Below are 25202 nucleotides of genomic sequence, written 5' to 3'. Positions count from 1 at the left end.
ATTTGAGACCTGAAACGACTATGTGACAGGAACTTGTGCCATACTGGCGTGAGAGTATTGGTGAATTGTGATTGTTGGCCTGACAAAACAGATGTCGGGCATTTGGGAGAAGCAAAGATCGTGTCGAGCAGATTTCGCCTGAAACACCTGGTTGTCCTGTCGCTCATGGCCATTCTGTCCGCCTGTGCAACGACCCCGCCCGAGGGTGCCTCTCGCAGCGACGTGTTTGATCCTTACGAAAACGCGAACCGGGGAATTCACAAGTTCAATCTGGGCGTTGACCGGTTTCTGTTTCGCCCTGCGTCCAAAGGGTACGTGAAGATCGTTCCTGATCCCATGGTCACCAGTTTCAGCACATTCGCCGAAAACATCTCGCTGCCCGGACAAGCGGTCGACTACCTGCTTCAGGGCAACCCGAAACAGATGGGCAATGCGCTGCTGCGCTTTGTGATCAACATGACCGTCGGTGGCTTTGGCCTGTCTTCGCCTGCTGATGAGCTGAACCTGCCGCCCGTCGATACTGACTTCGGCGAGACCCTGCACGTCTGGGGGGTCGGTGAAGGGGCTTATGTTGAACTGCCTTTCTATGGCCCGTCGACCCAAAGGGATGCCATCGGCGTCGTGATCAACCTGTTCTCGAATCCGATCAATTTTACCCCGGTCCGGCCCGCCGACAATCTGGGCGTCTATGCCGAAGTCGTTCGCCGCATGGGCGATCGTGGGCGGTTCTCGGATACCGTGGACTCGATTCTTTATGAAAGCGCAGACAGTTATGCGCAGGCGCGCCTGATCTATCTGCAAAACCGTCGCTTCGAACTGGCAAGAGATGACGAAGACGCCTATCTGGATTTGTATTCTGACCCCTATGCCGAAACCGGGACAGACCCGGTCAGGGACCCCTATCTAGACCCCTATGAGGACCCCTATGCTGAATAACGAGTTGAATCGCCGTAACTTTGTCGCAGCTGGTCTGGCCTTGGCGGTCCTGCCCAAATCCGCGTTTGCCCAGACCGAGGCAACAGCCAAGGCGCTGGTCAACAGCGTGGTCAACGACATCAACAGGGTTATCGCATCGGGCAAGTCTGAGAATGCGATGCTGCGTGATTTCGAGAAGATCTTTGTGCAATATGCCGATGTCCCGATCATGGCGCGTTATGCCCTCGGTGCCGATGCCCGAACGGCCACCCCATCCCAGTTGAGGCAATTCACCAAGGCGTTTCAGGGCTATATCTCGCGTAAATATGGTCGCCGCTTCCGCGAGTTCATCGGCGGTGAGGTCAACGTGCGCAATGCCCGCAAGATCAAGGCCGGATATGAAGTGCGCACAATGGTCAAGCTGCGCGGGTCGGCTCCGTTTGATGTGACGTTCCTTGTTTCGGACAAGTCGGGGCGTGAAAAATTCTACAACATGTTCATCGAAGGCGTGAATCTGTTGCTGACCGAACGCACCGAAATCGGCGCGATGCTGGATGCCCGCAAAGGCAACCTGGACCAGTTGATCAAAGACCTGAATAAGACGGGCTGATCCGTTTCACTTGCGGCCGGGCATTGAATTGCGCCTTTGACAACAGTTGGACAAAGGCGTCTGACCACCTGTTTTTTCAGCGCGCCGCGGCTACTTGTCGAGGTTACGGCATGTAACTGCGCACCAACGCGCCCGCAATCAAAGCCCACCCATCGGCGATCACAAAAAACGCCAGCTTGAATGGCAAGGATACGATGGCCGGAGGCACCATCATCATGCCCATCGACATCAATACAGCGGCCACGACAAGATCGATGATCAGAAACGGCAGGAAAATCAGAAACCCGATCTGAAACGCCCGTGCGATTTCCGACAGCATGAAGGACGGCATCAAGACCGACAACGGCGCCTGTGCGGACAATTCCATTGCCTCACCACCGGGGCGCAAAGCCGCCATGGCATAGAATGTGTCCGCATCCAGTCGGGCCGCCATGAAGGCACGGAACGGCTCTAACGCGCGCTCCAACGCTGGTTCCACTTCCATCGTCTCTTCCATCATCGGTCGTATTCCTGTCACCCATGCTTCTGAAAACACCGGGTCCATGATGAAATAGGTCAGGAACAACGCCAGGCTGACCAACAGCATATTGGGCGGAGATTGTTGCAGGCCGATCCCTTGCCGCAGGATCGACAGAACGGTGATCAGGAAGGGAAAGCAGGTGATCATGATCGCCAGCCCCGGAGCGATGCTCAGCACTGTGATCAGTAGAATCAGCTGGATCGTCCGGGCTGAAATCGACCCGCCGTCGCCCAAGGACAAGGTCAAATCCTGAGCAGCGGCCAGTGAGGGCGTCAAAACGGCCACCAAAGCCAGGCAGATTACATAGCGCATCAACCGATTCCGTTGTGCAAATCCGCAATCTCGGTCAAGCGCACTGCAAGTTGCCCTGCCTGATCGCCTTCCATTTCTTCCAGCAGCCCGCGCGCCACCAACTGATCCCCAACATAGAGGTCAACCGGATCTTCGATCCGTTTGTCCAGGGTCAGCACGGCATTCTCTCCCATGTTCAACAGGTCCTTGATCAATGGGCGCGCACGACCAACGGAAACGGTCACTTCAATCGGGACCGAGTCGAAGGGGTTGGGTTTTTCAGATTTCGGGATCTGGGTGTCATTCATTGGACAAAGCCTCTCTTGTCTCAAAGACATAAGCGTCAAAGGTCTGTTCGATGGCGGCGAGCAAAGCGGTGCAATCAACCTCACGCCGGCTCGTGCCGACCTGAAGGCGGGCCTGTCCCGGCTCCAGCTCGGTGTGTTCGATCACCTGAGGAGTGGAAGGCAGATCTTGCGGCAACAGCGCTGCGACACTCTCGGCACATCCCGGCGGCACCAAAATCTGCATCGGCTGCTCTACCCGCGAACGCGCCATTTCACAGAGTTGCTCCACAATGCGGGCTGCCAGACCGCGATCGGCCATCTCAGGCAGTACGGTCTGAACCAGACTGGTGAACATGGGCTCCAACGACAGGGTCATACGGGCGACGGCTTCGTGATAGGTGAAAGACATATCCTCAAGCGATCTTGCCATTTCAGCCGAAATCTGGCCGCGGCTTTGCTCCTGCGCCTGCGAGGCATCTTCCCAACCGGCCCCATACCCGTCTTCGAAGGCAGCGAGCCGTTGTTCTTCCAGCGTGTCCTCATTCAAGATCAGAACAGGCCCGGTACCGGTCTGGGTGGTGAAATCCTCAAGAAGATGGGCAATCGACATCACACCCGCTCCTCACCTTCTTCAAGCCAACTGCGCAGGATCTCGACAGTCTCTTCCTGCTTGTCACCGATCATGGCGCGCAGCCGGTCGACAGGATCCTCTGTGGCGTTCGAGCCGAGGGCCGGAACACCGCGCTCTGCCGGCAGGGACGAGAGCTCTGCCGGTTCCTCCAGAGCGATTTCACCTGTCAGTGCCAGGGTATCCGAGTCCGCCCCTCCCGCAGCCGCCTGCAGCGCCGGTGTCGGTGTTGCATTTGTCAGGATCGGGCGGATCACGAACAAGGCCAGCACGAGCGAAACCAAAGCCAGCACAGCCATCTGTATCAAGGACATGACATCCAGATGGATGTTCTGCCAGAGCGACGACGAAACCAGAGTGCCCTGTGGTTCGACCGACGGCAAATCCATGGATTTCAGTGTAATAACGTCCCCGCGCGCCGCATCGTACCCGACTGCCGACGCCACGAGCTCTTCCAGAGCGGTAAGCTCTTCCTGAGGCAAGGGCGTGAAGACTTCGGCACCGGAGGCGTCCACCGATCTTTTCCCATTGACCAGAACTGCAACCGTCAGACGCTTGATCGCGCCGGGGGCTTTATGGACTTCCAGCTCTGTCTCGGAGACTTCGTAGTTCACCCGCTCACGAGTCTGGGTAGCCGTCGAGTTCGATTCGTCCCCGCCCGCCGCATCGCCATCCGGCAGGTTCGACGCCACGGTGACATCCGATGACTGATTTCGGGCGCTGTCCGAACGTTCTTCGACATCCGTGCTGATCGCCACGCGGCCTTTGGGGTCAAAGCGCCGCTCGCGAATGGATTCCGTCTTGGTTTCGGTATCGACACTGACTTCGACCACGGCGTTGCCGGTACCGACACGCGCCTCGACCAGACGCAGAACGCGTTCCCGCAACTGGCGCGACTTGTCGTCCGAAGTGTCCGCAGGCGCTGCGGTATCCTGCCCGCCAATCACGGCCCCGTGCGAATCAACCACCGTAACGTTCTCGGGCGTCAGGCCGCTGACGGCCGAGGCAACGAGGAACCGGATGGCCTTGGCCTGATCCCCGGTAATTTCGGTCCCGGATGGCACGAGGTAGACCGAAGCCGTTGGTGACACGCTGCGCTGAAACGGGTTTGCCGTCCCGTTGGCAATATGGACGCGCGCCTGACTTATATGCGGGCTACCGACAATCGTCCGCGCCAGTTCACCCTCTTTCGCGCGCCAATAGGCAGCATCGAACATCTGAGAGGTAGTGCCAAACCCGCTTAGCGAATCAAGCAGTTCGTACCCTTTATTGCCGTTTGCGGGCAGGCCTTCGCTGGCAAGGGTCATTCGCAGCTCGTCGCGCTGCGCGCCGGATACGTAGATCGATCCGCCCCGAATTTCATATGTGACGCCGCGCTGGTCCAGCGCGCGTACTATTTCCCCGGCGGCACCGCTTTCCAGACCCGCATAAAGCAGCGTCATGGACGGAGCCGTTACAAGGCGCGACATGCCAAGGATTCCCAGAAACACCAGCGCAACCGCACCGGCGACGATGATTTGTTTACGCCTGTCCAAATTAGCCCAGACAGTTCCGATCTGCTGCACGCTCACCTCCGACTCGCCGGCATTCTGCCCGACGCACCCTCTGTTTGGACGATTGCTCTTAACAATCGGTTAGTCCCTGCGCGGTTATGACGGGGTCGGAACGGATGAATGAGGACGTCATGACCGACGCAACCGACGAACTGGCGGAACCCACCGGGAAAAAAGGGAAAAAGGGAATGCTGATCGGTATGCTTCTTGCCATCGCCGGCGCTGCGGGCGGGTATTTCCTGACGTCATCCGGATTGATTCCGCTGGGTGGCAAGGCCGTGGTTGAGGCCGGTAAGGACGAGGCGGAAAAGGAACCTGCCAAAGCGCTGGCAGATGTCGGGTTCATTGATCTGCCGCCGGTTGTTGTATCGGTGAATTCCGGCAAGTCACGACATTTGAAGTTCCACGCTCAGCTCGAAGTTAACGCGCCGTACATAGCTGATGTGAAAAAAATGCAGCCACGAATCATAGATGTCCTGAACGGATACCTGCGAGCCGTCGAATTGAAGGACCTGGAGGATTCGCTGGCATTGACGCGCATCCGAGGTCACCTGCTGCGACGCATTGGAATTGTCGTTGGCGAAGGGCGCGTTCGCGATGTGCTGGTGATGGAATTTGTACTGAATTAGGAGGCGGAATTGGAGCTGATTGCGGATATTTTGCTGGTCGCCGGTGCGTTGGGCGCGGGTCTTTATTGTTTTGTGCTGTCGCGCCGCCTCAGGCGGTTCACCGATCTTGAACAAGGCGTCGGTGGCGCGGTGGCCGTGTTGTCGACCCAGGCAGAAGAGCTGAAGAAATCCCTGGACAGCGCGCGAAATGCCTCTGATCAATCGGGGGATCAGCTGAAGGCGCTGACGCAAAGGGCTGAGACCGTGGCGCAGCGCCTGGAGCTGATGATGGCATCTCTGCATGATGTCATCCCCGAAGAAGAAACTGCTGCCCCGGAAAAAGCAAAGCCTGTCCAAGACGAGCCCCAGCCTGAAGAGGAACAGGGCACCAAGCACGAGAAAGCAGCGGAACCCGTCGAAACTCGTGCGCGTGAAGAGCAAGCCAAGGCGCCAGAGGGCCTGATGTTCTTCCGCCATGACCGCAAGCAGAACGGGGCGCAGGTATGAGCCTTGCGCGCAACGCCAAACACGATACACGCCCGCGCGGTGGTGTGCTTGCTGTCATCTCATTGCTGATGATCGGCTCGGCAGCCATTCGCGTTGGCTTGGAGGCAGGACCCGCGCTCGCCAAACCGGCGACACCCGAAGCCGTGGAAAACGAGCCTGCCGCGTCCGAAACACGCGATGTTCAGGTTGTGCTGGCGGAGCTTTTGCGCCGGGAGGATCGCGTCAAACAGCGAGAGGCTGAATTACGCGATCAGGAAAAAGCACTGGAGATCGCAACCCAGGCCGTTGAAACGCGTCTGACGGCCCTGAAGGAAGCAGAAGATGCCCTGCGTGCCACGTTGGCGGTTGCGGACAAAGCGGCAGAGAACGATCTGGCGCGCCTGACGGATGTTTACCAGAACATGAAACCCAAGGACGCAGCCGCGTTGTTTGAAACCATGGACCCGACCTTTGCCGCAGGGTTCCTGTCCCGCATGCCGGCGGACGCAGCGGCTGGCGTACTGGCGGGCCTGAGCCCCGAAGCGGCCTATACAATCAGCGTTGTCATGGCCGGACGCAACGCCTCGGCCCCACAGGAGTAGTCGCTCGTGTTGCCCGGTAACGCACAGAACTCATCTGGAGATCTCAAATGATTGGAATTGTTGGAATTGTTGTCATCTTCGTAATGGTCTTCGGCGGCTATCTCGCGGCAGGTGGCAAGATGACCATCATCATGAAATCTCTTCCCTTCGAAATGATGATGATCGGTGGTGCTGCCGTAGGAGCCTTTCTGATCAGCAATGACATGGGCGGCGTGAAACATACGATCAAAGACATGGGCAAGGTGTTCAAGGGCCCGAAATGGAAGCCCGAAGACTATCGTGACCTTCTGTGCCTTCTGTTTTCGTTGATCCGCATTGCCCGAGCCAACCCTGTTGAGGTCGAGCAGCATATTGAAGACCCCGAAAACTCCAGCTTGTTTTCCGCATACCCCAAGATCCAATCAGACAAGGAGGCCGTCGACCTGATTTGTGACACCATGCGGTCGGCGGCAATGAATTATGACGATCCGCATCAGGTTGAAGAGGTTCTGGAGAAGCGCATGGAGGCGAATTTTCATCACGCCATGCACTCAAGCCATGCACTTCAAACAGTGGCAGACGGCCTGCCCGCGCTGGGGATCGTTGCTGCGGTTCTGGGCGTGATCAAGACGATGGGATCAATCGATCAGCCGCCCGAAGTGCTGGGGAAGCTGATTGGGGGTGCCCTTGTGGGCACGTTCCTGGGCGTTTTTCTGGCCTATGGTCTGGTCGGCCCCTTCGCAGGCAAACTGAAAGCCGTGGTTGAAGAAGACAACCACTTTTATCAGCTGATCAAAGAAGTATTGGTGGCCAACCTGCACAACCACAATGCTGCCATGTGCATTGAGGTCGGACGCCAGAACACCCCAACCCATAACCGCCCTGGCTTTTCCGAGCTGGAAGACGCATTGAAAGAGCTCAAGCAGGCTGCAGCATGAAGCGCATCGGGTTTCTGATTGCGGTTTTGGTCACGGCTGCATCTGCCGTGACCGCACAGGACGTGGTGGTGCGATCCGGTGAGCATGACGGATTCACACGTCTGGTTTTCGACGTGCCACCGGATACCCGCTGGGTGCTGGCGCAACGGAAGAACGGCGCCAGCCTTACAATTGCCCTGGACGACGTGACATTCAAGACCAGCTCGGTTTTTGGGCGTTTGACCACGAACCGACTGGCCTCATTGTCGCAGGAAAACCCCGGCAGCGCGTTGGAGCTGGAGTTCGGGTGCGACTGCGTGGCGTCGGCGTTTCTGTACAGAAACTCGATGATCGTATTGGACATCGCACCAGGGGAATTGTTGCCGCCGCTTCTTGAGAATGTACCGCCACCCTTGATCGGAAAAACGGCCAAAGGCAAACCGCCCTCGGTGGAGACAGGGTTGCACCTGCCGCTTCTCACCATGACTGAGCAGGGGATAAAAGACCAGCTGTCCACTCGTCTTCTGCAAGGGACCGATCGCAAGCTGCTGGACTTGGAGCTTGCTCCTGTCGGGCCACGCAACACCGCCCCGTCCGGTACACGCGTTGTGCCGCCCCAATTGAGTTCGAACCTACGTCTGACCACGGTTCTGGACGATTTGCAGAATGTTCTGAACGCAGAACTGCAACCAATTGACCAAAGACCGGCCTGCATCTCGACTGCTGAGCTGAATTTTGCGTCCTGGTCAGGGAACACGCCTTTTCCGGATCAGGTGTCAGCTCTCCGCTCTGGGCTGTACAAAGAGTTTGACAAACTTGACGGCGAAAAGGTCATGACCCTGGCCAGACTCTACGCCTCTTTCGGTTTCGGAGCCGAAGCGTTGAGTGTCTTGAGGCTGTTGGAGACGCCGCCAGCGGGCTTCGAACCCGTTGCGGCAATTGCGCGGGTTGTAGATAACCGGCCGCCGCTGCCCAGGAATCCATTCAACGACCTGCAACGATGTGACAGCGATGCCGCGCTTTGGGCTGTGTTGTCCGAAGGGGAACTGGCACCTGACGCAAACGTGGAAGCAATCGAACACGCGTATTCAAGACTGCCGGATCATCTTCGCCGCCAGCTGGGGCCGCGGTTATCAGGAATACTGGTGAGAGCACAACACCTGGAGGCTGCCCGCAGAATCCTTCGCTCGGTTGACCGGATTGAACCGGAAACGACATCCAGTGTCGCTCAGGCCAAAGCCAGCGTTGCCAAGGCGGAAGGAAACAGTGACCGTGAAGAAGAGTTGTTGACCGAGGTTATAACCTCTACCGACGCCGCCGCTGAATCTCCGCTGGCTTTGGCGCGCTTGGTGGAAAAACGTTGGTCTGAACGCAAAGCTGTTTCTTCTCAGGAGCTTGATCTGGCGGCATCTTATGCGGTCGAGCTCAGGCGATCGGAGCTGGGCCCGATGATGAACCGCACCTATGCGATCGCTCTGAGCCTGAGCCAGGAATTCGACCGTGCATTTGACGTGATCAAAGCGCAGCCACCCGGACCCGGTAGTGACGGCGCGATCAATCGGCATCTGCAATTGCTTGCTGAAAGATCGGATGACGCAACCTTTCTACGCCAGACGATGGAGGTAATGCAGCCGGACATGACGGTGGTGCTGACAACCGATACTGCAATTGCATTGGCAAGCCGCCTTGCTGATCTGGGCTTTGCTGAGCATACATTTGCGCTGGCGAACAGACCGGAAGATCAGTCGCGGCGCTCGGATCGGGCTCGGTTGCGGGCTCGGGCCGCTTTGCTGTCGGGGCGCCCTCATCAAGCCCTGTTAGAGCTGGCTGATGACAATTCCGAAGAGGCGATAGCCTTGCGCGCGCGCGCGAAGGTTTCAACAGAAGAATTTGCAGCTGCCGCCGATATGCTCCGAGATCTCGAACAAATCGAAGCGGCAAACCGGTATTTCTGGCTGGCCGGGATGTCGGATGAAAGGTTGGAACCTGCGGACGGGAAATACGCGGCATTGAACCAAACGACCCAAGCTTTGTCTGACCTGCCGGATCGGTTGGCGGAAAAACCGCTGGCGGATGCGGAAAACCTGTTGAAGGACAGCCAGTCGGCCCGCCAGCGGATCGATGAGATGTTGAACGCAGTTGGGGTAAAATGACGTATATCGCGACTGTTCCGGCCGCACCCGGCAAAGTGAACGCTGGTCCCTAAACCGGTATACCCTGCGATGCGTTTCAACCGCTGGCAGCGTTGGGAGCCCGGCGCCGTTGCTTCAAAGCGGGTCCAATCAGAACGCCCGATCAGGCGGGGATGCAAACATGGCTCCAACTTCTTTCAAGGATGTTGTGTTCCAGACATGACACAGAAGAACAGGCCGCCGAATTTCAGGCCACGTTCCTCAACCAAAAAGGTCACGACGGCTGACCGCCCGTAAAGCAACCGGTGCCGTGGCATTTGCGGCATAAGCGTGAAAACGAGACGCCACATCCGAAATACGGCGGTAAAAGTTCTGCGCCTTCAATGAGTTCCGTGGTCAGAGAAATCGCGGACGTGTCTCCTCATCAAACCTGGCCAACCGGCTTGGGATGGCAACGTCTTTGGACACAAATTCTGCAAGCCCGCCTTTTCCGACACGCTGACAGGCATCGGTATTGCCAGTACAGTATTGCCCGCCACTGGCTGGCGTTTCCTCAGCTCCCGGTGCCGGGCACCGGGAGCTGAGGCGTCAAAAACAGCGGACAACCGTCCTTGATTCAGTACGGAGCCTCAACATCATTCATCGAGACATAGACGGTTTTCATTTCCGAGAAGTGATTGATCGCCAGTTTTGAGTTCTCGCGCCCGACGCCGGACATCTTCGATCCACCAAACGGCGCTTCGACCGGGGCAAGGTTGTAGGTGTTGATATAGCAAGTGCCAGCTTCGAATCCGGCCACAATTCGATGCGCCCGGGTCAGATCATTGGTGAAGACACCTGCGGCCAGACCGAACTCAGTGTCATTGGCGCGGGCCATCACCTCTTCTTCAGTCTCGAAATCCAGCACCGACATGACGGGGCCAAAGATTTCCTCGCGCGCGATGGTCATGTTGTCCGTGACGTCAGCAAAAACCGTGGGCTGCACAAAATAGCCGTCTCTTTCGATCCGTTCACCGCCATAAACCAACCTTGCGCCTTCGGCTTTGCCCTTTTCGATATAGCCCAGGGCGATGTTCATCTGGTTCTCGCTGACCATCGGGCCAAAGCTGACGTCCTCGTCCATTGGATCGCCGATTTTCGCGTGATCCAGACGTTCTGACAGACGTTTCAGGAAGGCCTCTTTGATACCTTTCTGAACGAAGACGCGGGTGCCATTGGAACAAACCTGGCCCGAAGAGTAGAAGTTGCCCAGGATCGCACCTGAAACAGCGTTTTCGATGTCGGCATCGTCAAAGACGATCATCGGGGATTTGCCGCCAAGTTCCATGGTCACATGCTTCATGCCGTCCGCCGCAGCAGCATAGACCTTGCGGCCTGTCGGCACAGAACCTGTCAAAGAGACCTTTGCCACGCGCGGATCGGTGACCAGCGAAGCACCGACATCGCCGTAACCCTGGATCACGTTGTAGACACCCTTGGGCGCGCCGGCCTCGACAAGAATTTCGGCCACTTTCAATGCCGAAAGGGGCGTGGTTTCCGAAGGTTTGAATACCATCGTGTTGCCGCAGGCCAGTGCAGGTGCACCTTTCCAGCAGGCGATTTGCGTGGGGTAATTCCATGCGCCGATCCCGACGCAAACGCCCAGCGCCTCGCGGATGGTATAGACGAAATCCCCCCCGCCCAGCGGAATATGCTCGCCAGTCAGAGAGGCGGCCAATCCACCAAAATACTCCAGCGCATCGGCCCCCGAGGTGGCATCGGCCACTGTGGTTTCCTGAATCGGCTTGCCGGTATCATGGGTTTCCAGAACGGACAGGTCGTAATTGCGTTCGCGCATAATATCAGAGGCGCGGCGCAGGATGCGGCCACGTTCCGTCCCGGAAAGGGCCGCCCATGCTGCCTGAGCGTTTTTTGCGCTGTTTAGAGCCTGTTCCACGATCGCCGGCGTCGCCGAATGCAAACGTGCAATCACTTCGCCTGTAGCGGGATAGATCACTTCGATGGCCGCGCCGTTTGTATCTTCGACATATTCGCCATCAATGAAATGGCTGGCCCGGGGCTGAAACTTCATACCGTGTCCTTTTCTTTCGCACCCGTCAGGACGGGACAAATGGTCAGTCGAAAATCGGCCTATCGGTTATTGATTGACCAGTCAATAAAATCATCGAAGGGGTGGCTTCACGCCTGCCAAACCCCGCAAACCTTGAAATTTTTGGTTAATGTTCTATTTATGTTCTACATAGTCAGAGGACAAACCGATGACCCAGCAAACACGCCCCACAGCCCTGAACGGGCCGAACAACGACTATCACTTGCTTCCGGTCACCGATCGGCAGATGCGGTATGCGCGAGCGATTGCCGAGAAGTCAGCCCTTGAGATTCCGGTCGAGGCACAGCGTGACCGGCGGCTTTTATCTGACTGGATTTCAGCCCACAAACCACGCGGGACCTCGCAGTTCGACAATTACCCGACGGGAAAACAAGTCGCGTTTGCCGAGCGGATTTCACGCAGTAAACGTCGCCCGATCCCATCCGAGTGTTTCCGCGACAAGAAAATGATGTCGCGCTGGATCGATCACAACAAATAGCCCCGAATTAGGGTCTATCCGGATTGTGGTTGCGGGCATAAAGCGAAACTGCTGCGGCAACAAACATACCCAGTAGGATATAGCCTGTTACGGCCTCGGACACGGCGAGCCCACGGCACATACCGGTCGGGGACATGTCGCCATATCCGACTGTGGTAAAGGTAACATAGGAAAAATACAGGATATCCCCCGGACCCTGCGCACCAATGACACAGTGGTCGTTATACCCAAAGGCCCCGTAAACTGCGGCGAACAGGAATGGAACAACCTGTATGAACGAAACACCCATCAGAAACAAAAGCCTGCGGGGCGATTTCACCTGTGTCATGTAATACCAGGACTGTGACACCAGCCAGATCAACAACCCGATCGAGGCGACTGTGCCAATCGTATCGCCTGCAGCCGCCTCGCTCAGGCGGGACAGGCCATACCAGGCCAGGAAGCTAGCAAGAACCAGCCCCAGTGCCGCAATCAGCGTCGATTTCCATTCGTCCAATGTCGTGGGTTTGCGGTGCATGAACGCCCCCTCAATCCGGTCTTCGGGCAATCATCCGACCTAAAGGCATCGCCCGCAACCCGAATTCAATCCTGCCGCAGATGCGCCTCACCCCGTTCCCGCGCCAGCAGGATCTGCTTTTGCCGCTCGCGAAAGCGCATTTTGTCAGCATCGGACGTCTCATCGATGCATTGATGGCATGAAACGCCGTGCTCGTATTCTGGGCGCTTCATATCCTCGGGCAGGATAGGACGCCGGCAGCCATGACAAAGCTTGTGCGGCCCTTCAACAAGCCCGTGGCCAACCGAAACGCGATTGTCGAACACAAAGCATTCACCCTGCCAGGAACTGTCTTCGGCTGGGATTTCCTCCAGATACCGCAGGATACCGCCTTTGAGGTGATAGACATCTTCGACCCCCTGCCCCAACAAGTAGTTGGTGGATTTCTCGCAACGGATACCGCCCGTGCAGAACATGGCGACTCGCTTGTTGTGAAAGCGGTCCTTGTTCTGTTCCCACCATTCCGGGAAATCGCGGAAACTGGCTGTTTCAGGGTCTATAGCGCCTTCAAACGTCCCGATTGCCACTTCGTAATCGTTTCGCGTGTCGATCAGCACCACATCGTCAGAACGGATCAGGTCATTCCACTCCTGCGGGTCGACATAGTTGCCGACACGGGCGCGCGGGTCCACGTCGGGCTGGCCCATGGTCACGATCTCTTTCTTCAGCCGCACCTTCATCTTGCCGAAAGGCGGGTGGTCCGAGGTCGCTTCTTTCCACTCCATATCAGCGCAACCGGGCAAGGATCGGACATGTGACAGCACAGCGTCGATTCCGGCCCGCGGACCAGCGATCGTGCCGTTGATCCCTTCCTGGGCAAGCAGCAGCGTACCTGTGACAGACTGCGCGCGGCACAGGTCCAGCAAGGGGTCGCGCAACGCGGCCGGGTCCGCGAAACGTGTAAAGTGATAGAGGGCAGCGATTGTGTACATACGCGCGATCTACCTTTGCAGACCCAGAGTCGCAAGGGATTGCATTGACGCCCCGCGCGCCGCCGCCTACCGATAGAGCGGTAAAAGGAGGCCGCCATGACCCATGCCCTGCTCGTGATCGATGTCCAGAACGACTTCTGCCCAGCCGGGGCACTGGCCGTGGCAGAAGGGGACGAGATCGTCGCACCGATAAACGCCATGATGGATGAATTCGATGCCGTGATCCTGACTCAGGACTGGCATCCGACGGGACATTCTTCGTTTGCCAGTTCCCACGATGGCAAAAACCCGTTCGACCTGGTCGACATGCCCTATGGCCCACAGGTTCTGTGGCCCGACCACTGCGTGCAGGGCACGCGCGGCGCCGGTTTTCATCCCGACTTGCGCACGGATGGCGACCTGATCCTTCGCAAAGGATTCCGCAGTACCATCGACAGCTATTCCGCATTCTTCGAGAATGACCACCAGACACCGACAGGCCTGAAAGGCTATTTGGATACACGCGGTATCGACCGTTTGACCCTTGTGGGATTGGCCACCGATTACTGCGTGCGTTATTCCGCGGTAGATGCCGCCAGGTTGGGTTTCGATGTCACGGTCCGCATGGGCGCGTGCCGCGCGATTGATATGGACGGTTCGCTGGCAGCCGCCGAGCAGGCGATGCGAGATGCCGGAGTCGTATTGACCTAAGGTGTGGCCCCTGCGGCGGCCAGAAGCTTGATCATCACGAACAGAACAACCGCCAGACCCAGCGCAAACCCAATGCGCCCTGGTATCGTGCGACGTTCCGGGTTGGTCCGGTCTGACGGAGGTGACGGAACGCGCATCGGCCGGCTGCGCACGATCCCAGCCATGGGTTGCGCGGTTCGCACATAATGCAGGAAATCCCAAAGGTTGAAATCGCCGCAATATTCACCCTGAATTCCACGCGTCCTGATGTTGTCAAACAGCGACCGCAGAATTCGCACCCGATCCGCATGATCCTCGGCCGGAAATACACCTGGCACGATGCCACTGTTGCGCGACTCGAGGCTGAACCCGGCATCCATGAAAATCTTGCGGATTTTCGGCGATGTTCCACGCAACGCGTCCGCGGCTCTGATGTCGCGGAACACCGCACATACCTGGCGTTCCGTATCAGAGGCAGACCCCAGCTTTTCGGGGTCCAGATCTTCCAGCGCTACGTTAACAATATCAAAATCGTACTCGATACCCATTCACAAACTCAGTTTCGACTTTCCATCCCCTCTTCTCACTAACCGGTAAAAACAATGCACAATATGCCGGTATTGTGACGTCAAACTGGCATTGTCACCAAATCAGTGACTCTTGCCATTTCCAGAGTCGATTGATCTAACTACGGAAATCGCAGGAGTTCCCCATGGTCGACATCGCGACCCGCGTCTACAATCACAAATGGAAGATTGACCCGATTGTACGGTCTTTGATCGATACTGATTTCTACAAACTGCTGATGTGCCAGTCAGTGTTTCGAAACAAGCCCCAAACAGATGTCGTTTTTTCGTTGATCAACCGGTCGAATCACGTACCTCTGGCGCGTTTGATCGATGAAGGCGAGCTGCGGGAACAGCTGGATCACATCCGCTCTCTCAGCCTCAGCCGTGGGGAAAGCACCTGGCTGCGCGGCAACATGTTCTACGGAAAACGGCAGATGTTCCGCTCGGACTTCATGGAGTGGTTCGAGAATTTGCGCCTGCCGCCCTATCATCTTGAACGCAAAGGCGACCAATATGAACTGACCTTTGAAGGCAAGTGGCACGAGGTCATGCTGTGGGAAATTCCCGCGCTGGCGGTGTTGATGGAGCTGCGCTCGCGCGCGGTGCTGAACGATATGCGCCGGTTCGAATTGCAGGTGCTTTACGCCCGCGCGATGACCCGGGTTTGGGAAAAGATCGAAAAGTTGAGCTCGATAAACGGGCTTGGGATCGCGGATTTCGGCACCAGACGGCGGCATTCCTTCCTGTGGCAGGATTGGTGCGTGCAGGCGATGATCGAAGGGCTGGGCGCATCCTTTACCGGCACTTCGAACTGCCTGATCGCCATGCGACGCGAGGTCGAGGCCATCGGCACCAATGCGCATGAACTGCCCATGGTCTATTCCGCACTGGCCGATACGGATGAAGCGTTGGCGCAGGCGCCTTATGACGTGCTCAGCGACTGGCATGACGAGCATGACGGCAACCTGCGCATCATCCTTCCCGACACCTATGGCACCAAGGGGTTTCTGGACAATGCTCCTGACTGGCTGGCGGGATGGACCGGCATTCGCATCGACAGCGGAGACCCGGCAGCGGCGGCCGAGATCGCAATTGACTGGTGGAATGCACGCGGCGAAGACCCGACAGGGAAACGGATCATTTTCTCTGACGGTCTGGATGTCGAGAAAATTCAGGAATTGCACGCCCAGTTCGCGGGCCGCGCCAATATTTCCTTCGGCTGGGGAACTTTGCTGACCAACGATTTTCGTGGGCTTGTTCCCAATGACGCGCTGGCGCCGTTCTCATTGGTCTGCAAAGCGGTATCCGCCAATGGCCGCCCGACGGTGAAACTGTCGGACAACCCGGAAAAGGCGATGGGTCCGAAAGACCAGATCGAACGCTACAAGCGGGTGTTTGGGGTCGGAGAGCAAAAGGCGATCGAGGTGATCGTCTGAACCACGGCGGCGCATTCATCATTTATCGGCAACTCACCTGATGCTATTTTGGAAGGCATTCCCATTGAGCATTAAGGTTGAGATACAATGATTTTTGAACCAAGGAACTTCAACGAAACCGGCGGATCCCGGGATGAGCTTTCACTTTTTTCCTACGCCGCATACCTGATATCCCGCGCGCAGTTTCTGCAAGCCGAAGGCAATGACAGCGACTTTTTACTGTTGGGCCGCGATTGGGAAGAAACCGACGATGCCGTTCTGTCCAAACAGCTTGTCATGCTCGGATTCCGGCCAATTGACGACCGCCAAATATCCGCCCACGAATACATGCGTTTCTTTGATGGCCCCGGCGACCTGAGGCCCTTCGACCTGTTTTCTTTGCCGGAGCCTGAGGGGTATTACCAACGTTTGTTCGAGGCGATCATAGCAGCAGAAGAACAGCCGAACGTCGAATACATCGACGCTGCTTTGAAGCTTGGACTTGCGGCCCCTGATTCAATTGTCGCTCTTGCCGCACTGAGTTCGTGCCTCAAACTGTATTCGCCAGAATCCTTTCCGCCACGTCTTTGGCTTGGTGTGTTTTCGGCACGTTGGACGCAATTGGATCCGCTCTCGCAAGATTTGCTTACTGTGTTGTCGTCCGCTCTGATTTCAGACCCGCCCGCTTCACAGGTTCCACCGGCGCCCGCACAACAATTAGCCGGTGTCCCGGGGTTGCTTCTTGTTCATGGCACTCACTTCGAAGTCAATCCTGACCCCACATGGTACTATCCCCATGTCGGAGATTTGCACAATTACATCAAGCCGCATCGCAACGACATCTATTCAGGGCAGAACTACTATGAATGGGAGGGCCGGTGGTCCGACCGCGGCCGACATATTGCTGCCAAACACTTGAAAAACTGGATAGACCTTGAGGCTTATCACGGCTGCGATGTGGTTGCCCACAGCCACGGCTGCAATGTCGTCATGAAAGCCGCCGAGATGGGGGCGCATTTCAACAAGGTCGTTTTCTTGAGCTGCCCGGTACACTGGCACAAGTACAACCTGAATTCTGGCCGGATCAATGTGCCGTATTCAGTTCGGGTCTGGTTTGACTTCGTGATCCTGGCAGACGGCGGCAGACAAAAGTTTCCCGCCAGTGCCAACGTTTCCGACGAGGTGGTCGGAGGTTGGTTCAGTGGGCATTCTGCCACGCGGACATCACAGATTTGGGGCAATCATACATTGGAAGCAAAGCTGATCTGAATTGCCTGGGTAAAAGCTATCCGTGAAACGCGGCAACTGTCTTTAACTGTGAAAAGCCGTACAAAGCTTCGAACCCTTTTTCGCGGCCATGGCCGGATTTTCCCACACCGCCAAACGGCAGTTCAACACCACCGCCTGCACCGTAGTTGTTGATGAAAACCTGACCGGAGTGCAGCGCTTTCGCCAACCGCATCTGCCGCGCGCCATCCCGCGTCCAGACGCTGGCGACCAGGCCGTAATCCGTACTATTCGCTATATGCAGAGCCTGTTCTTCGGTGTTGAACGGGATCAGAACCTGAACCGGGCCGAAAATTTCGTCCTGTGCCAACTGATGATCTGGCGGCACGTCCGCGAACAAAGTGGGCCGGACATAGGCTCCGGCCTCTGGCGCGTCTTCGACAATCTGTCCCTGCGCAGCGATCGTCAGGTCCGTGGCGGTTTTCAGAAAGCCCCTGACAATCTGTCTCTGCCGGTCCGAGATCAACGGCCCAACCCGCAGATCCTGCATCGCCGGGCCGACGGTCAGTTCTTCATAGGCCTGGGACATGCGCGATCTGACCTGTTCATACACGCCACGCTGCACCAGGATCCGGGACGAGGCCGAACAGGTCTGGCCCGCATTTTGGATCCCCGCATTCACCAGAAACGGCAGCGCCGCATCCAGATCGGCATCGTCAAAAACCAATTGCGGGGATTTCCCGCCCAGTTCCAGCGTCACGGGCACCACGTTGCGTCCCGCCGCCTGCTGCACAAGGGCCCCTGTGGCAACAGAACCAGTGAACGAGATGTGGTTTACACCCGAATGTCCGGACAGCGCCGCACCCGCCTCGGCCCCCAGACCGGGCACGACATTCAAAGCACCGGCCGGCAGCCCGGCCTGTTGCGCAAGATGGGCAAAGGCCAACGCGGTCAAACAGGCCTCTTCCGCAGGTTTCAGAACACAGGCGTTGCCCATGGCCAACGCCGCCCCGACCGAACGTCCGATAATCTGCATCGGATAGTTCCAGGGCACGATATGGCCCGTCACCCCATGCGGTTCGCGCAGGGTATAGACGGTGTAGCCATCGAGATAGGGAATGGTCTCACCCATCACCTTGTCGGCCGCGCCGCCGTAGAACTCGCAATAGCGCGCCAGGGCGACCGCGTCTGCCCGGGCCTGCGTCAGCGGTTTGCCGACATCCTTCGCCTCAAGCCGCGCCAGATCGTCCACCCGTTCCAGCACCAGCTGGCCCAGCCGGGTCAGGATGCGGCCGCGTTCCAACGCCGTCTTTCGCCCCCAATCACCATTCAACGCAGACCGGGCGGCTTGTACCGCCGCTTCGATATCCGCCTCGGACCCTCGGGCGATCCGGCAGATCTCGGTCCCGTCCGAAGGGTTGATCAAGGGCAGGCTGTCGCCCGCGGCCGCCCGGATCCAGCGCCCGCCGATCAGGCACAAGGTGGGATCAAACCAAATCTTCTGGGTCATTTTGGGCCTCCAATCAGGCTCTAACAAGGAACTCTACGCCGTCAGCGGCCTTATCTCGGGCAACCGGGGCGAGGCGGCAATCAGGGTTTGCGTATAGGGATGTTGCGGGTTTTCGAACACCTGCTTGGTCTGACCCTGTTCGACGATCCGCCCGGACTGCATCACAAGCACACGGTCGGTGATCGTGCGGACAACGCTCAGGTCATGGCTGATGAACAGATAGGTCAGGTCATAGGCGTCGCACAGTTCAGCGAGCAGATCGAGGATCTGAGCACGGACCGAAACGTCAAGCGCCGAAACCGCCTCGTCGAACAGGATCAGATCGGGCCGGATGATCAGGGCGCGTGCAATGGCGATCCGTTGTCGTTGCCCGCCCGAGAATTCGTGGATGTATTTGCCCGCATCATCAGGGCCGAGGCCCACTGCCGTCAGAATTTCCGAAATCCGGTCCTGGCGTTCTGAATCCTTTGGTGGCGTTTCCAACAGGTGAAAGGGTTCAGTAATCAGGCGCGCGACACGGTGGCGGGGATTGAAGCTGCCATATGGGTCCTGAAACACGACCTGCATCCTCCGACGCACGGCAAGGTTGGGCCTGTGGCCGGTGAAAACCGGCTGACCATCCAACCGGATTTGACCGGATTGAACCTCCTCCAATCCCAAAATTGCCCGTGTCAGGGTCGATTTTCCACATCCGGATTCCCCGACCAGCCCCAACCGCTCGCCTCGGTTGAGGCAGAAGCTGACACCATCCACTGCCCGGTGATGCCGCGGCGCGTCCAACAGGCCCTTTCGGGGCAATCGGTAGTCCCGAACAACCTGGGTTACCTCCAGCAACGTTTGCGGTTGCGCGGGTTCCGGCAAAGTGACCTGATGGCCAGACGCCTCGAACAGCATTCGGGTATAAGGGTGTTGCATGTGACTCAGCAGGTGCTGTGTGGCCCCGCTTTCAACCACTTCTCCGTGGCGCATGACGATGATCTGGTCGGCCATATCAGAGACAACGGCCAGATCATGGGTGATCATCAGCAGCCCCATGTCGTATTCGCGCACCAGCCCCTTGAGAAGGTCGAGAATCTGCGCCTGTGTCGTGACGTCCAGCGCTGTCGTCGGCTCGTCCGCGATCAACAGCCTGGGGCGCAGAGCGATGGCCATGGCAATGACCACGCGTTGCCGTTGCCCGCCGGACAGTTCGTGCGGATAGCGGGAAAGGGGGAACCGATCAGGTGGCAGGCCAACGCGGGTCAGCACCTCTTTGGCGCGGGTCCGGGCCTGAGCAGGAGGCATCGCCTTGTGGATCAGGATCGTCTCCATCACCTGATCGCCGACGGTTCTTACCGGATTGAGCGCTGTCATCGGTTCCTGAAATACCATCCCCACGGACGCGCCGCGCAAGGCGCACAAATCGGGCTCTGACCGTGTCAACAGATCCTGACCGTCCAGCCAGATCGCACCTTCCGTGCTGGCCCCATGCGGCAGCAGTTGCATCACCGCCAATGCGGTCATCGATTTGCCCGAGCCGCTTTCACCCGTCACCGCCACGATCTGGCCGGGGTCGATCGACAAGTTGACCTGTTTCAGGATTGGCATCCCGTGGATCGTCAGCGACAGGTTTTCAATCTGCAACAAACTCATGCCCGCGCCACCCTGATCCGGGGATCCAGCCAGTCCCGCATTCCGTCGCCCAACAGGTTCAGACCCAGCACCGTGACGATGATCGACAGACCCGGAATCAGAGCCAAATGCGGAGCAAAACTGACCATCGTCTGTGCGTCTGCCAGCATCCGGCCCCAGCTGGGCGTCGGAGGTTGAGCGCCCAGACCGACATATGACAGGCCCGCTTCGGCCAGAATGCCAAGGCTGAACTGGATGGTCCCCTGCACGATCAGCAGATTGGCCACGTTGGGCAGAATATGCTCAGCTGATATCCGCGCGGCCCCTTTGCCCGACACACGGGCGGCGAGGATGAACTCTCTCTCCCAAAGCGACAAAGCAGCCCCGCGGGTGATACGGGCAAAGACGGGGATGTTGAAAATACCGATCGCAACAATGGCGTTGATCGCTCCGGCGCCATAGACGGCCGTGATCAGGATGGCGATCACCAGCGAAGGGAAAGCGAAGACCAGATCGTTGCCACGCATGATGACCTCATCCAGCCATGAGCCTTTGCGCGCGGCCGCTGCCAGGCCAAGAGGAACGCCGATTGCCATGCCGATGCCGACGGCCACCAACGCCACCGCAATCGACGTACGCGCACCGACCATGATCATCGAGAACATGTCGCGGCCGAAATGATCGGTTCCAAACCAATGCTGCCCGTTTGGTGGCTGCAATTTATTGGGAATGTCCAGCGCGGCATGGTCGTAAGGGGTCCAGATGAACGAGACCAACGCGGCCAGAACCACCAGCGACGACAACAAGGCCCCAAGGATCAGGTTCCGGTTCATGTCCTGCTCCTCAGTCGTGGGTCCACGGCCGCATAAGCAAGATCGACAAGGAAATTGACCGTTATCACAGCAAAGACCAGCAGCATCACGACCGATTCCACGACGATGAGGTCTCTGGCAGAAATGGCCTGAAACACCAGCCGCCCGAGGCCCGGCAGATAGAACACCTGTTCGATGATGATCGACCCCGCCAGCAGAAAGGAAAACTGCAAGCCGATGATGGTCAGCACCGGAATCAGCGCATTTCGCACCCCATGCCGCCAAAGGGCCTGACGACGGGACAGGCCCTTGGCCCGAGCCGTGCGCATGAAATCCTCACCCAGAATGTCCAGCAAGGCCGACCGCATGACCCGCGCCAGAATCGCCGCCTGTGGCAAGGCAAGAGCCACGGCAGGCAGGGTCAGGGAATGAAGGCCGGCCCAGAGCCCGCCGTTCCAACCGACAAACCCGCCTGCATTGAACCAGCGCAGATTGATGGCGAAGATCAGCACAAGCATCATCGCGAACCAGAAGTTCGGGACTGCGATGCCAAGCTGCGTCGCCCCCATCACTGCAAGGTCCCCCGGTTTGCCCCGACGCGCAGCGGCATAGATTCCGGCGGGAAAGGCGATCAATGTGGACAGCGTCAGCGCGTAAAGCGCCAGGGGTAACGACACCCACAGCCGGTCAGCGATCATCTGCGACACTGGTGTGCGATAGGTGTATGACGTGCCGAAATCGCCCACCAGCATGCCGCCAACCCAGTGGAAATAGCGCTGTATCTTTGACCCATCCAGGCCCAGCTCGGCCCGCAGCGCCGCCAGCGTGTCCTCCTGCGCATTGACGCCCAGCATGAACGATGCCGGATCACCTGGGGCAACCTCGATCACGGCGAAGATGACCACCGAGGCGACGGCCAGGCTGACAAGCAAGGAAATCAGTCGTTTTAGGACGTAGCGGAGCATTGGCACCACGTTAGGGTCACATCAGGCACGGGTCCAGCGTCTAAGGCACCAGAAGGAAAGCGGAAACCGCATAGGCAACGATCGCGGCATAGCCCAGTGGATAGATCCACTTGATCGCATAATTGTCCAGGGTGCGCGCCGCCCCCTCCTTGCCGGACACTTTCAATCGTCGCAGCGCGACGTTGAACACGATCAGCGCCCCGGTCATCAGGAACATGCACTGAAGGACAAAATCCAGAAAAGTCAGATAACCCAGCTTGGGCAGATCTGCGGATATTGCCCAGTTGAACGCGACAAAGACCAGCAAGTTGCCGCCCGCAATCTCGATCCTCCGGCGGTATTCATCCAGAAAAAACAGCGCCCAGCCGACCGAGATCAAGACAAGCATCGGCAGGAAAACCCGAATGACGTAATAGGTCAGATGTCGATTGCCCTCAAAAACAAGCGCGACCTGATCGCTTTCTTTCCCGGATAGACCCAAGACCCTGGATGTTTCCAACCGTGCATTGTTCAGAATCCATTCTTCTTCGCCCAGCTGATCTCCGAGGCCCGAGAATTCGTTCAACGGATGGTAAGTGACGTATTCAGAGGGAAAGACCGAAACCACCTCGAAATGAAACTCCTGCGTGTCGAACGGGTATTTTCGGAAATCGAAATGAGGCGCCTGGAGTGTAAGAGACGATTTTTCGACATACAGCACTCGACCGTCGTAACGCAGGGATGCGGCGGATTCGTGGATCCACTTGTTGGACTGCTGATTGTGAATGACAAAAGCCGGCAGAACGGACCCGATACTTGCCGCATGATTGGCAAGGTCGGGTGGGTTGAAGACCCTGATATCCCTCCCCAGTTCCTCAGGATCAAATGCCAGCGCGGGATCGGTCCATTCCACCCGCAAGACAACAACCGCGCCATAGTTTTCGGCCTTTTGATCAACACCGGTGATCTGGTCGATGCGAATTCCGATCCCAACATTCAACGGATTCTCGGGCGTTCCGGGCAGGGCATCCATCCGACCCCCCAACACATTCTGCGCCGTGGCCGCGATCGAAGAACCGAACACCAGGAAGAAACCTAAAACCAAGACGGGAATGGCACGGAGCAAGAACATACGTGAGAACACCCTGACACAAAGGAAGGCCCGGGCCGCCCGGCGCGGCCCAGGGCTGTAACATCACTCGGACCAGCTGATCTGAGTCAGATCGATTGCGGCGGTGGGCGCGTTCTCCCAAAGGCCCTGAACGCCGACTTTCGCAACGCCCAGTTTGGCCAACTGGAACAGGTAGCCATTGACATAGTCGCTTGCGATCAGGCGCTGCGCCTCACCCAGCAAACGGGTGCGTTCTTCGGTGTCGGTGGTGGTGTTCAGAGTGTCCATCAGCGCCTGAAAATCCGTGCTGTCATACTGAAAGTAATAATCAGGCCGCGCATAAATGCCGATATCCATAGGCTCGGTATGGCTGACGATGGTCAGACCGAATTCCTTGCCCTTGAACACGGATTCCAGCCATTGGGCCCATTCCACATTGATGATCTCGGCCGTGATGCCGACCTCGGCCAGCTGCGCCGCTATGATTTCGCCCCCACGACGGGCATAAGACGGCGGCGGCAAATGCAATGTGGTCTCAAACCCATTTTCGAATCCGGCCTCTGCCAGCAACTCTCTGGCTTTTTCGGGGTCGTAAGCGGATTGCGCGGTCAGATCGACGTAGGCCGGATTGTGCGGCGCAAAGTGGGTTCCGATCGGCGTGCCATAGCCAAACATTGCGCCGTCGATGATCGCCTGCCGGTCAATCGCATGGGCCAATGCCTGACGAACAAGGATATCATCAAACGGAGGCTGCTTGTTGTTGGTGGACAGGATCGTCTCACCTTCGGTCGACCCTACAAGGACCTGAAAGCGCGGGTCGGCCTCGAACTGGGGCAGGTTTTCCGGCGCCGGGAAGTTGTCAAACACGTCGACATCCTCGGCCATCATGGCGGCAAAAGCGGCGGTCGGGTCCGAGATGAACTTGAACGTCGCAGTCTCTAATGTGGGCTGTTCGCCCCAGTAATCGGGGTTTCGGTTCAGCGTGATACTGTCGCCCTGCACCCAGTTTCCAAAGGTATAGGCACCGGTACCAACCGGGTTGGTCTTGATGTTGTCTATGCTTTCCGGCGCGACGATGACGGCATCCCCCCAGGCCAGGTTGAACAGGAAATTTCCGTTCGGCTCTGACAGGGTGACTTTCACCGTCAGCGGGTCGACGACCTCGACGGTTTCGATACCGGCAAACAGGGCCTTCTGCGCGTTGGCGCTGTCTTCCGCGGTTGCGCGGTCAAGGCTGAATTTGACATCCTCGGCGTCCATGGTGGTGCCATCATGGAAGGTCACCCCGTCATGCAGGTTAAAGGTATAGACCGTCCCGTCTTCGGAAATCTCCCAGCTTTCCGCCAATCCGGGCACGACCGAGCCGTCGCCCATGAAACGTGTCAGGCCTTCGAAGATATTGGTGTAAACCACCGAGTCGATGGCTTGCGCCGCGGCGCTTGTCGGGTCCAGATGCGGAGGCTCAAGCTGCATCGCAATGGTGATGTCCGACTTGGCCAAAGCCTGCGTGGCAAGCAGGCTGGCCCCCACGGCCAGGGTCGAAGCAAAGGTCCGGAACAGGAATTTTGTCATGTGAACTCTCCCTACTGAAACGGGTTGTGCCCTTGTTTTCAGGGCCATTTTACTGACAGTCTTCCTGTAAACCTCAGGTCAATCAAGGGAATGTTCGCGCAACCGGGGTTTCTTCGGCCCCTCCCGATCTGCTATGCCGCACTGCAACATAATACTGC

The 25202-nt window shown here is 57.8% G+C and carries 25 protein-coding genes; 11 read left to right on the top strand and 14 right to left on the bottom strand.

The window, feature by feature from the left end; translation table 11 throughout:
- Positions 1 to 165: 165 nt before the first annotated feature.
- Positions 166 to 936 carry a VacJ family lipoprotein gene (locus tag I9184_RS16540; protein ID WP_209835240.1) on the top strand — a complete coding sequence of 257 codons (771 nt, stop codon included), beginning with the start codon at positions 166 to 168 and terminating at the stop codon, positions 934 to 936.
- On the top strand, positions 926 to 1525 hold the full coding sequence (locus I9184_RS16535) for an ABC transporter substrate-binding protein (protein WP_209835202.1): 600 nt from the start codon (positions 926 to 928) through the stop codon (positions 1523 to 1525). The genes I9184_RS16540 and I9184_RS16535 overlap by 11 nt, the downstream gene beginning before the upstream one ends.
- A 103-nt stretch (positions 1526 to 1628) precedes the next feature.
- Here the strand turns inward: I9184_RS16535 and fliP are convergent, their stop codons facing one another.
- From fliP to fliF, 4 genes are read right to left on the bottom strand one after another with little or no spacing between them, the layout of a single operon-like run.
- A complete protein-coding gene (gene fliP, locus I9184_RS16530) occupies positions 1629 to 2357 on the bottom strand; it encodes a flagellar type III secretion system pore protein FliP (RefSeq protein ID WP_209835201.1) in 729 nt (242 codons plus the stop codon).
- The gene (locus I9184_RS16525; RefSeq protein WP_152459423.1) at positions 2357 to 2644 is read right to left on the bottom strand and encodes a FliM/FliN family flagellar motor C-terminal domain-containing protein; all 288 of its coding nucleotides are present in this window, start codon (positions 2642 to 2644) and stop codon (positions 2357 to 2359) included. Before I9184_RS16525 ends, fliP begins: the two co-directional genes overlap by 1 nt.
- Positions 2637 to 3233: an ABC transporter ATP-binding protein gene (locus I9184_RS16520; protein WP_209835200.1), complete on the bottom strand. Its 597-nt coding sequence runs from the start codon at positions 3231 to 3233 to the stop codon at positions 2637 to 2639. Before I9184_RS16520 ends, I9184_RS16525 begins: the two co-directional genes overlap by 8 nt.
- A complete protein-coding gene (fliF, locus tag I9184_RS16515) occupies positions 3233 to 4816 on the bottom strand; it encodes a flagellar basal-body MS-ring/collar protein FliF (protein ID WP_209835199.1) in 1584 nt (527 codons plus the stop codon). Before fliF ends, I9184_RS16520 begins: the two co-directional genes overlap by 1 nt.
- 119 nt (positions 4817 to 4935) lie before the next feature.
- On the opposite strand from fliF, the gene I9184_RS16510 reads away from it, so the two are divergent.
- The 5 genes from I9184_RS16510 to I9184_RS16490 are packed head-to-tail and all read left to right on the top strand — an operon-like array spanning position 4936 to position 9549.
- Entirely contained in the window at positions 4936 to 5433 is a 498-nt protein-coding gene (locus tag I9184_RS16510; protein ID WP_245218177.1) for a flagellar basal body-associated FliL family protein, read from the top strand.
- A 9-nt stretch (positions 5434 to 5442) separates the two neighbouring features.
- The gene (locus tag I9184_RS16505; protein ID WP_209835197.1) at positions 5443 to 5919 is read left to right on the top strand and encodes a hypothetical protein; all 477 of its coding nucleotides are present in this window, start codon (positions 5443 to 5445) and stop codon (positions 5917 to 5919) included.
- Complete coding sequence (locus tag I9184_RS16500) at positions 5916 to 6500, top strand: hypothetical protein (protein ID WP_209835196.1); 585 nt, start codon at positions 5916 to 5918, stop codon at positions 6498 to 6500. The genes I9184_RS16505 and I9184_RS16500 overlap by 4 nt, the downstream gene beginning before the upstream one ends.
- 47 nt (positions 6501 to 6547) lie before the next feature.
- Positions 6548 to 7417, top strand: a complete 870-nt coding sequence (gene motA, locus I9184_RS16495; RefSeq protein ID WP_171637362.1) for a flagellar motor stator protein MotA — start codon at positions 6548 to 6550, stop codon at positions 7415 to 7417.
- On the top strand, positions 7414 to 9549 hold the full coding sequence (locus I9184_RS16490) for a hypothetical protein (RefSeq protein WP_209835195.1): 2136 nt from the start codon (positions 7414 to 7416) through the stop codon (positions 9547 to 9549). The genes motA and I9184_RS16490 overlap by 4 nt, the downstream gene beginning before the upstream one ends.
- Positions 9550 to 10144: 595 nt before the next feature.
- On the opposite strand, the gene betB is transcribed toward I9184_RS16490, so the two are convergent.
- Positions 10145 to 11599 carry a betaine-aldehyde dehydrogenase gene (gene betB, locus I9184_RS16485; protein WP_209835194.1) on the bottom strand — a complete coding sequence of 485 codons (1455 nt, stop codon included), beginning with the start codon at positions 11597 to 11599 and terminating at the stop codon, positions 10145 to 10147.
- A gap of 187 nt (positions 11600 to 11786) precedes the next feature.
- On the opposite strand from betB, the gene I9184_RS16480 reads away from it, so the two are divergent.
- Positions 11787 to 12116 (top strand): hypothetical protein, encoded by a 330-nt coding sequence (locus tag I9184_RS16480; RefSeq protein ID WP_152459432.1) that lies wholly within the window; start codon positions 11787 to 11789, stop codon positions 12114 to 12116.
- Between the two features lie 7 nt (positions 12117 to 12123).
- Here I9184_RS16480 and I9184_RS16475 read toward each other — a convergent pair whose 3' ends face one another.
- Entirely contained in the window at positions 12124 to 12633 is a 510-nt protein-coding gene (locus I9184_RS16475; RefSeq protein ID WP_171637370.1) for a potassium channel family protein, read from the bottom strand.
- A gap of 65 nt (positions 12634 to 12698) precedes the next feature.
- Entirely contained in the window at positions 12699 to 13604 is a 906-nt protein-coding gene (locus I9184_RS16470; protein WP_209835193.1) for a rhodanese-related sulfurtransferase, read from the bottom strand.
- Between the two features lie 96 nt (positions 13605 to 13700).
- On the opposite strand from I9184_RS16470, the gene pncA reads away from it, so the two are divergent.
- Entirely contained in the window at positions 13701 to 14294 is a 594-nt protein-coding gene (gene pncA / locus I9184_RS16465; protein ID WP_209835192.1) for a bifunctional nicotinamidase/pyrazinamidase, read from the top strand.
- Here pncA and I9184_RS16460 read toward each other — a convergent pair.
- Positions 14291 to 14821 carry a hypothetical protein gene (locus I9184_RS16460; protein WP_171637376.1) on the bottom strand — a complete coding sequence of 177 codons (531 nt, stop codon included), beginning with the start codon at positions 14819 to 14821 and terminating at the stop codon, positions 14291 to 14293. The two genes, pncA and I9184_RS16460, sit on opposite strands and share 4 nt — an antisense overlap.
- Positions 14822 to 14985: 164 nt before the next feature.
- On the opposite strand from I9184_RS16460, the gene pncB reads away from it, so the two are divergent.
- Complete coding sequence (gene pncB / locus I9184_RS16455; RefSeq protein ID WP_209835191.1) at positions 14986 to 16278, top strand: nicotinate phosphoribosyltransferase; 1293 nt, start codon at positions 14986 to 14988, stop codon at positions 16276 to 16278.
- Positions 16279 to 16365: 87 nt separating this feature from the next.
- Complete coding sequence (locus I9184_RS16450) at positions 16366 to 17526, top strand: hypothetical protein (RefSeq protein WP_209835190.1); 1161 nt, start codon at positions 16366 to 16368, stop codon at positions 17524 to 17526.
- Between the two features lie 16 nt (positions 17527 to 17542).
- Here I9184_RS16450 and I9184_RS16445 read toward each other — a convergent pair whose 3' ends face one another.
- The 6 genes from I9184_RS16445 to I9184_RS16420 form a co-directional block, all read right to left on the bottom strand.
- On the bottom strand, positions 17543 to 18994 hold the full coding sequence (locus I9184_RS16445; RefSeq protein WP_209835189.1) for an aldehyde dehydrogenase family protein: 1452 nt from the start codon (positions 18992 to 18994) through the stop codon (positions 17543 to 17545).
- Positions 18995 to 19027: 33 nt separating this feature from the next.
- Positions 19028 to 20626 carry a dipeptide ABC transporter ATP-binding protein gene (locus I9184_RS16440; RefSeq protein WP_209835188.1) on the bottom strand — a complete coding sequence of 533 codons (1599 nt, stop codon included), beginning with the start codon at positions 20624 to 20626 and terminating at the stop codon, positions 19028 to 19030.
- Positions 20623 to 21438: an ABC transporter permease gene (locus I9184_RS16435; RefSeq protein ID WP_171206687.1), complete on the bottom strand. Its 816-nt coding sequence runs from the start codon at positions 21436 to 21438 to the stop codon at positions 20623 to 20625. Before I9184_RS16435 ends, I9184_RS16440 begins: the two co-directional genes overlap by 4 nt.
- On the bottom strand, positions 21435 to 22382 hold the full coding sequence (locus tag I9184_RS16430) for an ABC transporter permease (protein WP_209835187.1): 948 nt from the start codon (positions 22380 to 22382) through the stop codon (positions 21435 to 21437). Before I9184_RS16430 ends, I9184_RS16435 begins: the two co-directional genes overlap by 4 nt.
- A gap of 40 nt (positions 22383 to 22422) precedes the next feature.
- Positions 22423 to 23445: a hypothetical protein gene (locus tag I9184_RS16425; protein ID WP_348539542.1), complete on the bottom strand. Its 1023-nt coding sequence runs from the start codon at positions 23443 to 23445 to the stop codon at positions 22423 to 22425.
- A 111-nt stretch (positions 23446 to 23556) separates the two neighbouring features.
- Positions 23557 to 25044 (bottom strand): ABC transporter substrate-binding protein, encoded by a 1488-nt coding sequence (locus tag I9184_RS16420; protein ID WP_209835185.1) that lies wholly within the window; start codon positions 25042 to 25044, stop codon positions 23557 to 23559.
- Positions 25045 to 25202: the final 158 nt, after the last annotated feature.

The organism is Ruegeria sp. HKCCE3926 (assembly GCF_017872515.1).
GTDB lineage: Bacteria > Pseudomonadota > Alphaproteobacteria > Rhodobacterales > Rhodobacteraceae > Ruegeria.
Note: the sequence above shows the minus strand (reverse complement) of the source record. Positions and strands in the feature narration are given on the sequence as shown.